This window comes from Streptosporangium sp. NPDC000239 (genome assembly GCF_040300765.1).
Classification (GTDB): domain Bacteria; phylum Actinomycetota; class Actinomycetes; order Streptosporangiales; family Streptosporangiaceae; genus Streptosporangium.
The window spans coordinates 329,741-346,724 of the sequence record NZ_JBEPEI010000008.1; the positions used below are offsets into that span (position 1 = coordinate 329,741).

The following is a 16,984-nucleotide window of genomic DNA, read 5'->3' on the forward strand; positions in this document are numbered from 1 at the left end:
GAGGGCGCCGAGTACCGACGAAGTAGCGGACGCGCGGGGTTGGTGCCCCGTGTTGCTCCGTGCGAAGCCAGCCGGTGGCTGCGGCCACAGCTGCCCGCGGAGGGGGCAGCTCACGTCGGCGTCAGCCGCCGTGCCGGGAAAGCGGATGTCCGGAGAGGTCGAACGTCAGTGACCGCTCGTGCCGGCGTACCAGTTCGGCGAACAGCACCCGCCCGGCGTCCGCGGGCGGCGGCGAGTGCGGCAGGCCGAGCCGGTCGGCCAGCCGGCCGAGCGCCACGACCAGCCAGGCCGTGGTGACCGGATCACGTCGGGCGGCCCACACTCCGGCGCACGCGGCGGCGGCGAGCACCAGGCTGTAACGTTCGGCCAGCGCGAAGGTGCCCGCCGACGCCGACACCGTACGCTCCCCCGGCGGCAGGTCGACGCAGCTCGCGCGCAGCGCGGTGAGCTCGGCGAGGAAGAGCGCCCGCAGCTCCGCCAGTTCCGGCGCGTCGGCCAGGACCAGCGCGGCGCTGAGGGAGTCCGTGCCCCTGGCGTCGACGACGAGCCGGCCGAAGTCGAGCTCGGGCAGTTCGTCGTCGAGCTCGAACAGCTCCGGTGGGGCGGGCTCGGCCCGCAGCCAGCTCCGCCGGGCGAGTCGCGGCAGCTGCGGAATGATCGTGGACAGGCAGGCCGCCTCGCTGGCGTGCGCGAGGGAGGTCACCGAAAGGTCACGCTGGTACTTCTGGAACAGCCCGTAGGGACCCTCCCGGAGGTAGGAGCGCGCTCCCAGCAGAACCGACAGGTCGTAGGCCGCCGCCTCGATCAGGGTGGACACCACGTACTTGCTCGCCGCGGCGGCCACGCTGGTCTGCTCCGGCAGCAGGTGCAGGGCCCGGCCGACGACGGCGCTGAAGGCGTCGCAGACCAGCAGGTCGGCGAAGGCGCCGGTCAGGCCGTCCCGCACCTGGGGGATGTCGGCCACCGGCCGTCCGTAGAGCACCCGTTCACCGGCGAAGCCGGTCACCAGGCGCAGTTGCGTGTCGAGGACGCCGACGACGATCGCGGGCAGTGCCGTACGTGTCACCTGGAAGGCGCGCAGCGAGGTCTCCAGGCCCGCGCCGAGCCTGCCCAGCAGGCTCGGCGCGGGAACCGGGCAGTCCGTGAACTCCACGCCGGCGAGCAGGCTCGCCCTGAGTCCCGAAATGGGAAAGCGCGGCAGGACACGAACGGTCTCGGGCGGCAGGGTGGCCATGTCCAGCAGCAGCGTGGAGTGACTGCGGCTGCCGGGCTGGTCGTCGGTGCGGGCGAACAGGGTGACCGCGCGTGCGCGCCCGATATTGTTGATCAGCTGTTTCGCGCCGTTGACCAGGAACCCGTCCGGCCGGGGCTCGGCCCGCAGCGCGACCCTGGTGAAGTCCGCGCCGTGGGCGAGCTCGGTGAACGCCGCCGCCGCGCGTTCCCCGCGCAGCAGCAGATCGGCCAGCCAGCGCCGCTGCCCGTCGTCGCCGTCCGTCCAGACGGGAACGGCGGCGATGAAACTGGTGATGCCGTAGCCGAGCCCCAGCGTCGGGTCACGCCTGAAGATCGCCCGCATCGGCTGGACCAGCCCGTTCACCTGGACCAGCCGGCCGCCCAGCGACCTCGGCACGAACTCCGCGGCGAGCCGGACGTCGTCCAGCGCGGCCTCACCGGGGGCGAGCAGTTCCCCCCGCTCGTCGGCGTCGAGCACCGCGGCGAAACCGAGCGGATTGGCCTCGTCCCACGGATCGCCGAGGACGGCGTCCAGCGTCTGCGCGGTCATCGGCCGCCGTCCTCCACGCGGCACCACTCCAGTACGGCCATGGCGCTGTGCAGCTTGTTCTCCGCCTGGTCGAAGGCGATGCTGTGCTTGCCGTCGATCACCTCGGGGGTGACCTCCTCGCCCCGGTGCGCGGGCAGGTCGTGCATGAACACGGCCTGCGGGCTGTCCTCCCACAGGGCGGTGGTGACCTGGAACGGCGCGAAGATCTCCCGCCAGTTCGCGTCCGGCTTGGTGGTGCCCGTGGTCTGCCAGCGCGTGGTGTAGACGACGTTCACCCCCTTGGGCAGGTCGTCCATGTCGTGCCGTTCGGTGACCACCTCGGGATCGACGCGGGCGAGGATGTCGTCAGCCAGGCCGTAGCCCGGCGGAGTGCGCAGTTCGAGCCGGACCGAGGGGTACCTGCTCAGCGCCAGTGCAAGTGCGGAGGCGGTGTTGTTGCCCTCGCCGACGTACAGGATGCGCAGCCCCTCGACGTCGCCGAAGCGCCACAGGAGCGTGGTGATGTCGGTCAGGGCCTGGGTCGGATGTTCGGTGGCGCTCATCGCGTTGATCACCGCCATGCGGTCCTCCTCGGCGAACGTCCGCATCTCGGCGGGATCGCCCGCGGTGCGCATGACGAAGATGTCCAGCATCCTGCCCAGCACCCGCGCGGTGTCCTCGATCGACTCTCCCGTGTTGGTCTGCAGGTCGCCCGGGCCGAGGGGGATGACCTGCCCGCCGAGCCGCAGCGTGCCGGCGGTGAACGCGGTCCTGGTCCGCGTCGAGGTCTTGCCGAAGTAGATCCCGGCGATCCTTCCGGCCAGCGGCCGGTCCGCTCCGGCGCCCCTCTCGCGGAACTCGACGCCCCGGGCCACGATCTTCCTGATGTCGCCGTCGGACAGATCGTCGACCGAGATCAGGTGCCGCACTGTCATCGTGCCTCCATCTCGAAGTTCGCTGAACCGGACATCTCCGCGAGCACCCTGGCCTCCACCAGCCCGGCGAGCCGCACCAGGCCGGGGTTTTCGAAGACCTCCCGCGCGCCGAGTTCGACGTCGAACTCCTCCTGGACCCGGGCGATCATCCGCAGTACCAGGATGGAGTTGCCGCCGAGGGCGAAGAAGTCGTCACCCACGCCGACCTTGTCGATCTCCAGAAGGTCCTGCCACACCTTGGCGATCCACGTCTCGACCGCCGTACGCGGGGCGACGAACTCGGCGGCGCCCATCTCGTCGCGACCCGGCGCGGGCAGCGCCGCGCGGTCGAGCTTGCCGTTGGCCGTCAGCGGGATCCGGTCCAGCGGCACGATCGCGCTCGGCACCATGTAGTCGGGCAGGCGGCGGGCCAGCGCGGCCTTCAGCTCGCCCGGATCGATCTCCTCGCCCTCCGGTTCGACGTAGCCGACCAGCGTGTTCTCGCCCAGCACCACCACGGCGTCGCGGACGCCCGGCTGGTCGAGGAGCGCGGCCTGGATCTCGCCGAGTTCGACCCGGTAGCCGCGGATCTTCACCTGTTCGTCGGCCCGGCCGAGGAACTCCAGGCCGCCGTCGCGGTTGCGCCTGGCCAGGTCGCCGCTGCGGTACAGGCGTGATCCCGGAGGGCCGAACGGGTCGGGAACGAACCTGGCGGCGGTCAGCGCGGGCCGGTCGAGATACCCGCGGGCCACGCCGGGTCCTCCGACGTACATCTCCCCGGGTACGCCGTCGGGGGCCACGCCGCCGTACTCGTCGAGCAGGTGGACGCGCAGGTCGTCCAGGGGCAGGCCGATCGGGCTTCCGGTGTCGGCCGTGCCGATCGGCCGGTGGGTGGTGTGGACGCTGGTCTCGGTGATGCCGTACATGTTGACCAGACGTGGGCGGTCGACGCCGAGCCTGCGGATCCACGGCCCCAGCTCGCCGACCTCCAGCTTCTCACCGCCGAAGACGACCGAGCGCAGGGCGAGCCGGTCGACGCGCGGGTCCTCCGCCGCCGCGAACGCCACGAGCCGCCGGAACGCCGACGGGGTCTGGCTGAGGACCGTGACCCCCCGTTCGGTGAGGAGGGTGAGGAAGCGGTCCGGATCGCGGACGGTCTCGCGGGGCACGACCTCCAGACGGCCGCCGTGCAGCAGCGCGCCCCACATCTCCCAGACCGAGAAGTCGAAGGCGTAGGAGTGGAAGAGGGTCCACACGTCGTCCGCGCCGAAGTCCTGGTAGCGTCCCGCGGCGGTGAACAGGCGAAGCACGTTGGCGTGTGTCACCACCACGCCCTTGGGCCTGCCGGTCGAGCCGGAGGTGTAGATCACGTAGATCACGTTGTCCGGGCGTACGACGACGCCGAGGTCGGCCGGGGATCCGTCCGGGTCGATCTCGTCGAGCAGCACGAGGTCGCCGGTCACCTTCGCCGCCAGGTCCGACGTGGTCACCACCGTCTCGGCTCCCGCGTCGGCCACGATGAAGGCGATCCTGTCCGCCGGCTGCCCCGGGTCGAGCGGCAGGTACCCGGCCCCGGTCTTCAGCACCGCGAGCAGGGTGGGCAGCAGGTCGGGGCCTCGTTCGAGGCACACGCCGACCAGCTTCTCCGGCCCCGCGCCGCGCCCGGCCAGGTGGCGGGCCAGCCGGTTGGCGCGGGCGTTGAGCTCGGCGTAGGTCAGCGAGGTGTCCTCGAACACCACCGCGGTGGCCTCGGGCGTCCGCCCGGCCATCTCCTCGAACACCTCGTGGACGCACCGGGTGACGGGGAGCGGCTCGGCGGTGGGGACCGGACGCCGTCGTTCCTCCTCCTCGCGCAGGTCGACGGCCGACAGCCGGACGCCCGGTTCGGCCGTGACACTCGACAGCAGGCGCAGGAAGCGCTCGGCCATCCGTTCCGCGGTGTGCCTGTCGAACAGGGCGGTGGCGTACTCGATCGAAGCGAGCACCGAGCCGTCGGGACGGTGCTGGGCGAGGAGGCTGAGGTCGGTCTTGGCGATCAGCCACGCCGCGCCGAGCGGGGCGGCGTCGTCCTGGTGCAGCTCGGTGTCGGTGTGGCCGACCTCGTGCAGGTCGAAGGCGGCCTGGTAGATGGGGGTACGGGAGAGGTGGCGCTCCGGCTGCAGTTCCTCGACCAGGCGGTCGAAGGGCACCACCTGGTGCGCGAATCCGGCCCGGCTGACCTCGCCGACGCGCCGCAACGCCTCCTCGAAGGAGGGGTTGCCCGTCAGGTCCATCCGCAGCGCCAGGGTGTTGAGGAAGAACCCGACCACGTCTCCGAACTCGGGGCGTTCCCGCCCGCTGACGGGCAGGCCGACGGCGAAGTCGCGCTGCCCGCTGTACCTGGACAGCAGCGCGGCCCAGGCCGTGAGCAGGGCGACCGACAGGGTCGTGCCGTGCCGCCGGCCCAGCTCGGTCAGGTCCCCGGCCAGTTCCGCCGGAACCTCGAACACGACCATCGCGCCGCGGTGGTCGCGGTGCGGCGGGCGCGGGTGGTCGGTCGGCAGATCGAGCGCGGGCACGCCGGCCAGGTGGCCGCGCCAGTGGTCCAGGTGCCCGGCGAGCACGTCATCGGTCAGCGTACGGCGCTGCCAGGCCGCGTAGTCGGCGTACCGCAGCCCCGTCGCGGGGAGTTCGCGCCCGGCGCACAGCGCGCGGAGTTCTGCGTCGAGCAGCACCGAGGACCAGCCGTCGCAGGCGATGTGGTGAACAGTGATCATGAGCACCTGTTCGCCGTCCGCCCTGGCCAGCATCGCCCGCCAGACCGGTCCGGTCTCCAGGTCGAAGCCGCGCGCGAGTTGCTCGGCGAACAGGGTGCCGAGATCGCCGTCGGCGATCCTGAGCTCGACGTCGACGTGCTCGTCGACGACCTGACGCGGTTCGCCGTCGTGCGCGACGTAGCGGGTGCGCAGCACCTCGTGCCGTCGGCCGAGTTCCTCCAGGGCCCTCGCGACGGTGGCGGCCTCCACCTCGGCGGGCAGCCGGATGAACAGCGGGGCGATCCATTCCGGGCTGCCCGGCTGGATGCGGTCGAGCAGCCACAGGCGCCGCTGCCCGAAGGAGACCTCCATGGTCGGCGTCCGCTCGGCGGGACGGACCGGTTCGACGCCGGCGCGTTCGTCGAGCAGCTTGGCCTGCCCGGCCACGGTGGACGTCTCGTACAGCTCCGGCAGCGGGATCTCCAGGAGGTTGGCGAGCCTGGTGAGCAGCAGCGACGACCCTCCGAGCTGGAAGAAGTCGTCGTCCACGCCGACCCCGCCGTCCACGCCGACCCCGCCGTCCCCGCCGTCCCCGCCGTCCATGTCGAGCAGTTCCGCCCACACGTCCGCGACCCTCCGCTCGGCCGCGGTGCGCGGCGGCCGGGGCTCCTTCCGCTCCTCGGCGGCCGGCACCGTCAGGGCCGCACGGTTCACCTTGCCGCTGGGCAGCGTCGGCAGTTCGTCGAGCATGACGAACCTGGTCGGGACGTGGGTGTCGGGCAGGCTCTCGCGGGCGAAGAGGCGCAGCCGTACCGGGCTGATCTCCTCCTCGGTCGTGACATGGGCGACCAGGGCGTTGTCGGTGGCGGTCACCACGGCCGCGCTGACCGCCGGATGCCGTTCCAGTACGGCCTCGATCTCGGCCGGTTCGATCCTGACGCCGTTGACCTTGATCTGGTCGTCGAGCCGTCCCAGGTAGTGCAGGGTGCCGCTCTGGTCCCAGCGGACCAGGTCTCCGGTGCGGTAGAGCCGCCCGCCGGCCGGGCCATACGGGTCGGGCACGAACCGCTCGGCGGTGAGCCCGGGCCGGCCGAGGTATCCCCGGGCGACGCCGGGGCCGCCGACGTGCAGTTCGCCGGGCATTCCGATCGGGACCAGGCCTCCTGATGGGTCGAGCACCACCACCCGCATGGCGGTGATCGGCCGCCCGATCGGGATCTGGCCCGTCGTCTGCTCCGGGTCGACGGGCTGCGCCGTCACGTCGATCGCGCACTCCGTCGGCCCGTAGGTGTTCCACACCTCGACCCCGGGCAGCCGGACCCGGCGGCACAGCTCCGCGTGCAGGGGCTCGCCGGCGGAGAACAGCAGCCGCAGCGCGCCGAGATCCGTCCAGCCGGGCTCGCGGACCAGCCGTCTGAGCAGCGAGGGGACGACCTGGAGCACGGTGACCCGGTGGCTTCGGGCCAGCCGGACGATCGCCTCGGGGTCGCCTTCCGCGCCCGGCGGCGCGACGACGACGGTGCCGCCGGAGACCAGCGGGCCCACCATCTCCCAGCCCGCCGCGTCGAACGTCACCGACGTCTTGTGCAGCAGCCGGTCGCCGGGGCCGAGCCGGTGGGTCTCGACCGTCCACAGCACCCGGTTGGCGATGCCCTCGTGGGTGACCACGACGCCCTTGGGCCGTCCTGTCGAACCCGAGGTGTAGATCACGTACGCGGCGTCCGTCCCGGACACCGCCGCCGGCTCCGCCTCCGGGGGCTCCGCCTCCGCGTCGAACAGGCCGGGGGTCAGCACGATCGACGGCGCCGCGTCCCGGTGGATCCATTCTCGCCGCTCACGCGGGTGGCTGGGGTCGATCGGCAGGTAGGCCGCCCCGCTGCGCCACGTCGCCAGCACCGCCACGATGAAGTCGGCGCCGCGGGGCAGGGCGATCCCGACGATGTGGCCGCGGCCGATCCCCCTGTCCTGGAGCCGGTGGGACAGACGGACGGCCAGGCGGGTCAGCTGCGCGTAGGTGAACGCGGTGTCTCCGTCGACGACCGCGACCGCGTCCGGGGTGGCCGCGGCCTGCCGCCACACCAGATCGCCGAGGAACCGCACCGCCGCGCTCACCTCAGGCTCAGCGGGCGCATGTCGGTCCAGACCTCTTCGATGCGCGCCAGGCATTCCTCCCTGGTGCCCTCGGTCCCCTCGGCGCGCCATCCGGCGGGCAGGTCCCGGTCGGCCCACCAGATCGAATACTGTTCCTCGTCGTTGAGCACCACGAGGTATCGGTCGTTCATGTCGTCTCTCTCCCGTCCCAGTCCTATCTCGAATTCCGGAATCACTACAGGCCCGTTTTCTCCGGCCTCGGCAGGAAGTCCTTGACGGTCACGCCGTACCCGCGCTTGCGGGCCTCCGCCGCGACGAAGCGGGCGACCGCGATGTCGAGGGCGCCGAGCCCGAACGGCGAGAAGATCACCGGGGACCGCTCGTCCTCCGGGACCCTCGCGGTGGCGCGCAGCAGGCCGCCGAGGGTGGCGTGCACGAAGGAGCGTCCGCCGACGCTCAGCTCGGCCAGGTGCAGCGAGGTGCGCTCACGGACCGCGTGGTCGACGTCGTCGACCACGTTGCGCGCCGACAGGATCGTCTCGGGGACGATGTCGCGCAGCGATATGTGCAGGACCACCGCGCCCGGCCGGATGCCCGCCAGAGTCAGGTGCGGTTCGATCGCGGTGGTCGCGATGGACAGCAGGTCGGCGGCCGCCACCGCCTCGCCGACGTGTGCGGCGAGTGTCACCTCGGCGTCCGGCAGCAGCGACCCGACCCGCTCGCCGAACTCCTTCGCGCGCTGTGGGGAGGCGTCGAAGAGCGTCACCTCGGAGATGTCCGGGAAGACGGCGGTGAGGAAGCGCAGCGTCTCGAAGTTGATCACGCCGCAGCCGATCAGGGACACGCCGTCGAGCCGTGGGGAGGCGAGCAGCTCCGCCGCCGCCGCGGCGGAGGCCGCCGTGCGCGTCGCGGAGATCGCCGTGGCCTCGACGAACGCCTCGGGCCTGCCGGTCTCCATCGAGTTCAGGATGATCGTCGCGTTCGCGCGCGGGAGCCCCGCCTCCAGGTTGGCGGGGAAGGACGACACCCATTTGATGCCCGCCACGTGGTCTTCGCCGTTTTCACCGCCGACGTAGGCCGGCAGGCCGATGATGCGGTTGGTCCTGTCACCGGGAAAGCGCAGGAAGGTCGAGTGCGGCACCACCGTGGCGCCCTCGTCGTGTCTGCGGTAGGTGTCCCGCACGATCTCCAGCAGTGCGGTCTCGGCGCCCCGCAGGATGTCGCACACCTCGTCGTGTCGGATGATCAGCACGTTCACACCCCGTCCTTCCACAGATGGGAGACCTCTCCGAAGGTGCTGCGCACCCAGGCGTCGGAGTAGATGGTGTTCAGGTAGCGGTCGCCCCCGTCGGGGAACACCAGCACGCAGGTGGAGCCCGGCGGGATCTCCGCCTGGAGCGCGTGCAGCGCCGCGACCGTGGCGCCCGACGAGCCGCCGGCGAGGATCGCCTCGCGGCTCGACAACTTGCGGCATCCGACCACGCAGTCCAGGTCGGACACGTGGACGACCCGGTCGGCGGCGTCCTCGCGGTAGAGGCCGGGCCGGACGGCCGCGCCGTGCCCCGGCAGCAGCCGCGGGCCGCGCCGCTGACCGTCGAAGATCATGCTGCCGACGGCGTCCACCGCGGTGATGGTGATCGGCAGGCCGTGGCCTCCGACGTAGTCGGCGCAGCCGATCAGGGTGCCGCACGAGCTGACGGAGCAGAACAGGTGGTCGACCTCTCCGTCGAGGGCCTCCACGATCTCCCGCATCGTCTCGTAGTGCGCGTATGAGTTGAGCGGGTTGCCGTACTGGTCCGGGTTGAAGGCGTGCGGGATGCTCTCCACCAGTTCGCGCACCCGCTGGATCCTGCGCGGCAGGTACTCGCCGGTTTCCGGGTCGGGCGCGTCGACCACCTCGACCTTGGCCTGGAAGGCTTTCAGTATCGCGATGTTCTGCTCAGTGGTCTTGGCGTCGACGACGCAGATGAACCGTAATCCGAAGTAGCGGCAGAGCTGCGCCATCCCGACGGCGAGATTGCCGGAACTGGACTCAACCACCGTCGACCTGCCGGGCTCCAGCTCGCCCGAGCGAATCGCGGCCGACAACATGCTCAGCGCACTGCGGTCCTTGATGCTGCCGCCGGGGTTGAAACGCTCCAGCTTGGCGAACACCCGGGAGGGGAATTCGGGAAACAGGCGGTCGAGTTGAACGAGCGGCGTTTGTCCAATAGTCGCAAGAATGCCATTCGAGGTGGATATCGGCACAGCGCTTGCTCCATCCAGGTAATTTTACCGGCCCCGCCACATGAGAGCCGGACACAACCGTCCGGGAGGCCGCTATACGGCTTCTATATCCCGTGGGAAAACACGGGGGCGCCGTACTCGAAACGGGAAAGAGCTCAGTCGAGCGCGGCGGCGTCCTCGGCGCTCAGCCGGCCGCCCTCCCTGGTGCGGGCGGCCGCCCGCACCGACGGGCTGAGCAGGGCCACCAGAGCCAGGCTCCCCATCAGGACGGTCATGATGAGCACGGTACGGCCGACACCGGCCGCGTCGAGGACGAACCCTCCGGCGAACGCGCCGAGGAAGCTCGCGCCCGCGCCGAGCAGCATGGCGACGCTGATGGCCCGGCTCAGGATGTGGTCCTGCGCCAGGCCGACCAGGTACACGCCCCCGGCGACGTTGAAGACACCGCCGATGTATCCGCAGAACGCGAACACGACGCCCAGCAGGACCGGATCACTGAAGAACGCCAGGGACGGCACGCACAGGGTCCACACCAGCAGACCCGCCACGATCAGTGCGGGCAGGCTCAGCCTGCGCCGCCACCAGATGCTGGTCATCGCGCCGAGCAGGCCGCCGACACCGCTGATGGCGACCACGACGCCGATGCTGGACGGCGATCCGCCGGAGCCTCGGACGATCACCATGAGGGAGAGACTCATGCCCTCGAAGACCAGGTTGCTGACCGAGACCAGGAGCATCACGTTGCGCAGGAAGGACTGCCGCCACAGCCACATGACGCCCTCGGCCACGTCGGCGGCCAGCCTGCCGGAGGGCTGTTCCGCCCGGTCGGCCTGGAACTTCCTCCGGATGGCCAGCAGCATCAGCAGTGAGGCCAGGTGCGCGACCGCGGTGAACAGGAACGGCACCCAGCGCACCAGGCTCAGCAGGAACCCGCCGAGCGGCTGGCCAAGCATGATCATGGCTCGGTGACGGGCCTCGTTCTGGCTCAGCGCGCCCGGAACCTGGTCCTCACGGACCAGGTTCTTGACGGCCGAGCGTTCCGCCAGGTCGTAGAAGATCGCCAGACTGCCCTGGACGAAGGCCGCCACCATCAGATGCGGCAGCCAGATCCGGTCGAGGAAGACCGCCAGCATCACACTTGAGGCCGCCAGCAGGCACCCGACGTCCGAGATGATCATCAGGCGCCTGCGATCGTACCGGTCGGCGACGGCCCCTGCGGGCAGCTGAACGAGCAGGTAGGGCAGGAGCGCGGCGCCCGAGACCAACCCCGCGGCGGAGGTCGTGCCGCCTCCCCACAGGACGAGCATCGGATAGGCCAGGATGGTGATCTGCGCGCCGAGGGTCGTGAACGCCGCGCCGCCCCACAGCAGGGTGAAGTCCCTGTTCCTGAACAGCGGGCGCTTGTCCCTGGCCTCGCCGGCCTCGATCGCCGCTTCGCCTGTGTTCACGTCGAGCCCTTCCGGTGTCATCGGTAACCCGCCTCTGTACGGCCCTGGCCCTGGCCGTACCGCATGCCTTCCTGCTCGCCTATGGCCGCCGCCACGTGCTTGTGCAGTTCCTTGCCGGATTCGGAGTTGGTCAGGACGACGAACCCCGTGGCCCGGTTGATCCGGCTGAGCATCATGGACCGGTATCCGGCGGACTCTCCGACGTGACCGAACTCGATGTCACCGCCGGTGTCGTCGACCGAGGTGCCCAGCCCGTACAGGGCCTCCCGGTGGGCGACGGTGAGCAGCTCCGCCGCCAGGGCGCGCGGCAGGACGGCGCCGGAGTGCCCCAGATGGGCACGCCGTACCGCGATGGCGACCTTGGCAAGGTCCGGCGCGGTCGACCAGAGGCTGCCCGCGGCCAGCGCGGGCCGGTTCAGCCAGCCGTCGGGCACCGTCCTGCCGTGTTCGTCGTGGCCGTGGGCGACGGGCAGGCCCGAGGTCTCCGGGAAGGTCAGGTCGTAGCTGGTGGCCCTCATGTCCAGGGGTTCGAAGACCAGCTCGCGCATCAGTTCCTGGTACGGCTCGCCCGCCACGTCGCTCATCAGCTGTTCGAGCACCCAGTAGTGGCCGTTGCTCTTGCGGAAGTGCTCACCAGGCGTCAGCTCCATCGCGACGGCGGGCAGCAGGTCGAGCAGGGTCGGCATGGGTTCGCCGCGCCGGAAGTCGTCCTCGTCGGTCCGGGTGAGCCCGGCCTGGTGGCTCAGCAGCCACCTGGCGGTCACCGTCCCGGGAATCGTCTTCGGCAGTTTCCAGGAGACCAGGTGGTCGTTGACGTCGGCGTCGAGGTCGAGCAGCCCGGCCTCGACCAGCCGCAGCACGCCGATGGCCGTCAGGTGCTTGCCGATCGACCCGACCTGGAACAGGGTGTCCGGCGTGACCTCCCGGCTCTGTCCGGCGGCGAGGACGCCGTGGGCGTGGACCTCGACGGACTGGCCCCGGATCACCGCGACCGCGACCCCCGGCACGTTGTGCCGTCTCATCGCGGGCAGCGGGGAGGGGATCGCGACCGGCCGCGCGGGTTCGAGCAGCGCCGTCAGCCGGGCCAGGCAGTCGTCGGCGACCCGGCGGACCGTCTCCTCGTCGTGCAGGGCGGCGGAGTACGTCCAGTGCATGTACAGCCGGTCCCGGTGCACTCCGGCGTTGACCTCCAGCAGGTGGCTGCGGGGCCTGCCGGATCCCTCGACGCTGCCGAGTCCTTCCGGCGAGAGCGCGAACCTGGTCCGGCCCCGGGTGCCCACCGAGCCCTGGCCCGTGTAGTTGAACAGCACGGCGGGCCGCTGCTGCGCGGCCAGGGCCTCGACCAGGTCCTCGTCCGGCGACAACCACCTGGACACACCGTGGCCGATGCCCCGGCCGGGGACGGCCCTGAACTGGTCGCGTACCGACCTGAGCACCGCCTGGGGTTTACGGCCCGGCGGCAACCAGGCCGCGAACGGATACACGCTGGTGAACCAGCCGACGGTGCGGGACAGGTCCACGCCGTCGAACAGTTCCTCCTGCCGGCCGTGACCCTCCAGCTCGACCAGGAACCCGTCGCCGCCGGTCCAGCCGGTCAGCGCCAGACCGAGGGCGGCGAGCACGGTCTCCTCCGCCGTCGCGGTGTCACCGGCCCGGTGCAGCAGGGTCGAGGTCAGGTTCTCCGGCAGGCCGACCAAGAGCGTCCGGGCGTCGGCGGTGCGGTTGGGGCCGGGCCTGTCCACCGGGATGTCCGGTAGCGGCGCGCGGCTCAGCCAGTGGTGCGTCTGGGCCGCGAGCTCGGTCGATCCGGCGTACTCGGCCAGCTCGCGTGCCCACTGCCGGACGGAGGTGGTCTTGGCCGGCAACTCCACCGGCCGGCCCGCCTCAAGCTGGCTGTAGACGGTGTTCAGATCCTCCAGCAGGATCGCCCAGGACACGATGTCCACGGCCAGGTGGTGGATGCTCAGCAGCAGCTGGGAGCCCGACCGCGACAGCGCCGCGCTCAGCACCCTGCCGGCGGCGAGGTCGTGGTCCGCGGGCTCGGACCCGGGCTCGGTCAGGTCGTCGACGACCCTGAGCAGTCCTGCCGGTGCCTCCTCGGCCAGGTGTCCGCGGCCGTCCTCGACGCGCAGGCGCAGCACGTCGTGGTGCCGTGTCAGCTCACGCAGGGCGCGTCCGAGCAGGTCGGGATCGGCGGCCGGTTCCACGGTCAGCAGTGCCCGCTGGGCGAAGGGCTCCTCGTGCCCCTCCTCGGCGAGGAACCAGTGCTGGATCGGGGTGAGCGTGAGCTCGCCCGTCACCGGACCCTGTTCCGCGCCGGTCGCGCCGCGCGCGCCTCCCGGGGCGGCGTCGATGGCCGCGGCCAGGTCGGCGACGGTCTCGTGCTGGTACATCATCAGCAGGGAGATGGGGAGCCCGGCCTGCTTGACCTCGCGGATCGCCTGGATCATGAGGATCGAGTGGCCGCCGAGCCCGAAGAAGGTGTCACGCGCCCCGACCTCCGGGACGTCGAGCACCCGTGCCCAGATCTCCGCCAGCGTGCGCTCAGTCGGGGTACTCGGCGCGACGTGGTCGCCGCCGGTGGCCAGGGCCGCGCGGTCCGGGACGGGCAGGGCGCGGTGGTCGAGCTTGCCGTTGTGGTTCAGCGGGATCTCGGCCATCCGGACGTAGGCGTAGGGCACCATGTGGTCGGGCAGGGATCGGGACAGCGCCGCCCTGAGCCGCGCGGGATCGACCTCGTCCCCGACGACGTATCCGACGAGGCGCCTGTCGCCGGGGGTGTCCTCGCGGACCACCACGACGGCGTGCCGTACGCCCGGCTGTTCCTGCAGCAGCGCGGCGATCTCGCCCGGCTCGATCCGGTGTCCGCGGATCTTGACCTGGTCGTCCACTCTGCCGAGGAACTCCATGGTGCCGTCGGGCCTGCGCAGCCCCAGGTCACCGGTGCGGTATCGGCGCGATCCCGGGGGCCCCTGCGGATCGGGCACGTACCGCTCCGCCGTCAGGCCCGGACGGCCCAGGTAGCCGAGGGACACCCCCGCGCCACCGATGTGGATCTCGCCGGGCACGCCCGCGGGCACCTGGTGGCCTTCGCGGTCGAGCAGCTGGATCCGCACGCCGGGCATGGGGACGCCGATCGGGCTGCCGCCACCGGCCAGGGTGCCGGCGGTGATGCGCTGGAAGGTGGAGTTGGACGTCGCCTCGGTGTTGCCGTAGACGTTGACCAGTATCGGGCGTTCGACGCCGAACCGGTCGATCCAGGCGGCCACGTCCCCCGCCTCCAGTTTCTCTCCGCCGATCAGGACGACGCGCAGGGCGAGCCGGTCCGTTCTGGGATCGCCGTCCTGGGCCAGCCGTACCAGGCCCCGCAGGGACGACGGGGTCTGGTCGATGACCGTGACGCGGTGGCGGACCAGGAGGTCGAGGAAGTCCTCGGGAGAACGGGTGACCTCCTGCGGGACGACGACGAGCCTTCCGCCGTTGAGCAGCGCGCCGAACATCTCGCCGACCGCCACGTCGTTGGCGAACGAGGCGAACAGCGTGAAGACGTCGTCGTCGTCGATCGACAGGTACGTCCTGGTCTCGTCGAGCAGCCACATCGCGTTGGCGTGGCTGACGCAGACCCCCTTGGGGCGGCCGGTCGAGCCCGAGGTGTAGATCACGTACATGATGTCGCCGGCGGTGGACGACGGAGGCGGGGGCGTGCCGGGCAGGGCCCCGATCTCGGCGCTCCGCTCGTCGATCGGCACGATCCGGCCGGTGAACACCTCGCGGATCATCGGTGCCAGGTCGGCGGTGGTGACCACGACGGAGACGTCGCTGTCGGACAGCATCCGCCCAAGCCGCTCGGCGGGGACGGCCGGGTCGAGCGGCACGTAGCCCGCACCCGACTTCAGCACGCCCAGCAGGGCGGGCGTCAGTTCGGCGCCGCGGTCGAGGCACACGCCCACCAGCGGCCCGGTCTCCAGAGCGCGCAGGTGGTGCGCGAGCCGGTTGGCCCGGGTGTCGAGCTCCCGGTAGGTCAGCCGTTCCTGTCCGCTGACGACGGCGACGGCGTCCGGGCAGGTGCGCACGCGCGCCTCGAACGCCTCGTGCACGGTGGGATAGGGGCCCATCTCGGCGACCGTGTCCGGTTCGCCCTCGCCGGGCGGCAGGTGGACGGCCCGGGCGTCCCCGAGGGGGTCGGCCGCCATGGCCTCCAGCACGGCCCGGTACATCGCGGCCAGGCGTCCGGCGTCGGCGCGGCTGAGCACGGTGGTGTCGGCGGTGATGCCCAGGTTGCCGGCGATCACGCCAACCGCGAGGGGGAACTCGGTGCCGCCGCCGGCCAACGCGCCGCCCACCTCCACCAGTTCGGTGTCGACCTGCTCGAAGTCGAGGAAGGTGAAGATCGTGTCGATCAGCCGCCCGCCGTCTCCGGCCTCCCGCTGGATCGCGGGCATCGGGAACCGGCGGTGCCGCCACATGGCCGTCTCGGTGGTGAACACCTCGTACACCAGGTCACGCCAGGTGCGGGCGCCCCTGGTGTGGGGGAACGGGAGCGTGTTGAGGAACAGGCCGTAGAGCCGGTCGGCGCCGTCGACCTCGGGCCGCGCCTGCAGGACGAGACCGCTGTGGAAGGACTCCTGGTCGGTGATCTGGCTCAGCACCTTCAGGTGCGCGGCAAGCAACACGCTCTTCAGCGAGGTTCCCGACGTCCTGGCCAGGGCGCGCAGACCGTCGTCGAGATCCGCGATGGAGATCGTGAGTTCGTAGGTCTCGGCCGGTCCTGGGTCGCCCCAGGTCCCTGGGAGCGCCAGTTTGGGGTGGTCGGTGACGACGCCGCGCCAGAAGGCCCTGTCGTCCTCGGACTCAAGCGACCGCTGTTCGGCGGCCACGAAGTCGGCGTAGCGCAGGGCGGGCAGCGGGGCCGGGTCGGGCACGGCACCGTCCCTGATCGTCTGGTAGTACTCCAGCAGCTCCATCAGCATGGAGTAGTGGCTCCAGCCCTCCAGGATCGCGTGGTTCTCACTGACGGACAGCCACCAGGCGTCGTCCTGCGCCACATGTACGGTGACCCGCATGAGGGGCGCGGTGTCCAGTGGGAGCCGTGCCCGCTGCTCGGCCTCGGTGTGCCGGCGGACGAGCTCGGCCACGGCCTCCGGCGTCAGCTCGCGGCAGTCGCGTACGTCGAGGGGGACCTCGGCGTCGGTGTGCACGAACTGCAGGGGGACGGAGTAGCCGTCCAGGTCGAAGGAGGTGCGCAGCACCTCGTGCCGACGGGTCACCAGCCGGGCGGCGGCACGGAAGGCCTCCCGGTCGAAGGGCCGCTCGTCCCGGACACGGAAGGAGGTGACGTTCTGGTAGAGGTGCTGGTCCTGGTTGGCGAGCATCTCCAGGAGGATGCCGAGTTGGGCCTGGGCCAGGGGGTAGGCGTCCACGACGTCGGCGGCCAGACGTTGTCTGTCGTGGGCGGAGACGAGGGCGAAGGGTTCGATCGGGGTGACCTCCTCGACCGCCCGGTCCCGGCCGGCGAGTCTCTCACTCAGCCGCGCCACGGTGGCGTGTTCGAAGACGTCGCGTGCCTCGACGTCGAAGCCGTTCTTGCGGAGGGCGCCCACCAAAGCGACCGCCCGGATCGAATGCCCACCCAACTCGAAGAAATTGTCATGCACCCCGACCCGCTCCACCCCCAAAACATCCCGCCAAATCCCCGCGACCAACTCCTCCACCGCCGACCGAGGCGCCACGAAATCCACCCCCGCCGCCAACGCCCCCCGACCAGGAACCGGCAACGCCCGCCGATCCAACTTCCCGTTGTTGTTCAAC

Annotated in this window: 8 protein-coding genes; all 8 read right to left on the minus strand. The window is 71.3% G+C overall.

From position 1 onward, the window contains the following. Nucleotides 1–121 precede the first annotated feature (121 nt). Nucleotides 122–1,783 (minus strand): acyl-CoA dehydrogenase family protein, encoded by a 1,662-nt coding sequence (locus ABT340_RS22235; RefSeq protein WP_352012700.1) that lies wholly within the window; start codon nt 1,781–1,783, stop codon nt 122–124. Continuing rightward, a complete protein-coding gene (locus ABT340_RS22240; protein ID WP_352012701.1) occupies nt 1,780–2,697 on the minus strand; it encodes an ornithine carbamoyltransferase in 918 nt (305 codons plus the stop codon). The genes ABT340_RS22235 and ABT340_RS22240 overlap by 4 nt, the downstream gene beginning before the upstream one ends. Next, on the minus strand, nt 2,694–7,523 hold the full coding sequence (locus tag ABT340_RS22245) for a non-ribosomal peptide synthetase (protein WP_352012702.1): 4,830 nt from the start codon (nt 7,521–7,523) through the stop codon (nt 2,694–2,696). Before ABT340_RS22245 ends, ABT340_RS22240 begins: the two co-directional genes overlap by 4 nt. Next, nucleotides 7,520–7,693, minus strand: a complete 174-nt coding sequence (locus ABT340_RS22250; RefSeq protein WP_352012703.1) for an MbtH family protein — start codon at nt 7,691–7,693, stop codon at nt 7,520–7,522. The genes ABT340_RS22245 and ABT340_RS22250 overlap by 4 nt, the downstream gene beginning before the upstream one ends. A gap of 44 nt (nt 7,694–7,737) precedes the next feature. Next, nucleotides 7,738–8,754, minus strand: a complete 1,017-nt coding sequence (sbnB, locus tag ABT340_RS22255) for a 2,3-diaminopropionate biosynthesis protein SbnB (protein ID WP_352012704.1) — start codon at nt 8,752–8,754, stop codon at nt 7,738–7,740. A 2-nt stretch (nt 8,755–8,756) separates the two neighbouring features. Continuing rightward, nucleotides 8,757–9,749 carry a 2,3-diaminopropionate biosynthesis protein SbnA gene (gene sbnA / locus ABT340_RS22260; RefSeq protein ID WP_352012705.1) on the minus strand — a complete coding sequence of 331 codons (993 nt, stop codon included), beginning with the start codon at nt 9,747–9,749 and terminating at the stop codon, nt 8,757–8,759. Nucleotides 9,750–9,883: 134 nt separating this feature from the next. Then, nucleotides 9,884–11,176, minus strand: a complete 1,293-nt coding sequence (locus ABT340_RS22265; protein ID WP_352012706.1) for an MFS transporter — start codon at nt 11,174–11,176, stop codon at nt 9,884–9,886. Between the two features lie 17 nt (nt 11,177–11,193). Beyond that, a complete protein-coding gene (locus ABT340_RS22270) occupies nt 11,194–16,914 on the minus strand; it encodes a non-ribosomal peptide synthetase (RefSeq protein ID WP_352012707.1) in 5,721 nt (1,906 codons plus the stop codon). Nucleotides 16,915–16,984 lie beyond the last annotated feature (70 nt).

What these genes read in the sequence shown, in the direction of transcription:
- ABT340_RS22250 (WP_352012703.1), bottom strand. Translation starts at nt 7,693, where the DNA reads ATGAACGACCGATACCTCGTGGTGCTCAACGACGAGGAACAGTATTCG.
- ABT340_RS22240 (WP_352012701.1), bottom strand. Translation starts at nt 2,697, where the DNA reads ATGACAGTGCGGCACCTGATCTCGGTCGACGATCTGTCCGACGGCGAC.
- ABT340_RS22235 (WP_352012700.1), bottom strand. Translation starts at nt 1,783, where the DNA reads ATGACCGCGCAGACGCTGGACGCCGTCCTCGGCGATCCGTGGGACGAG.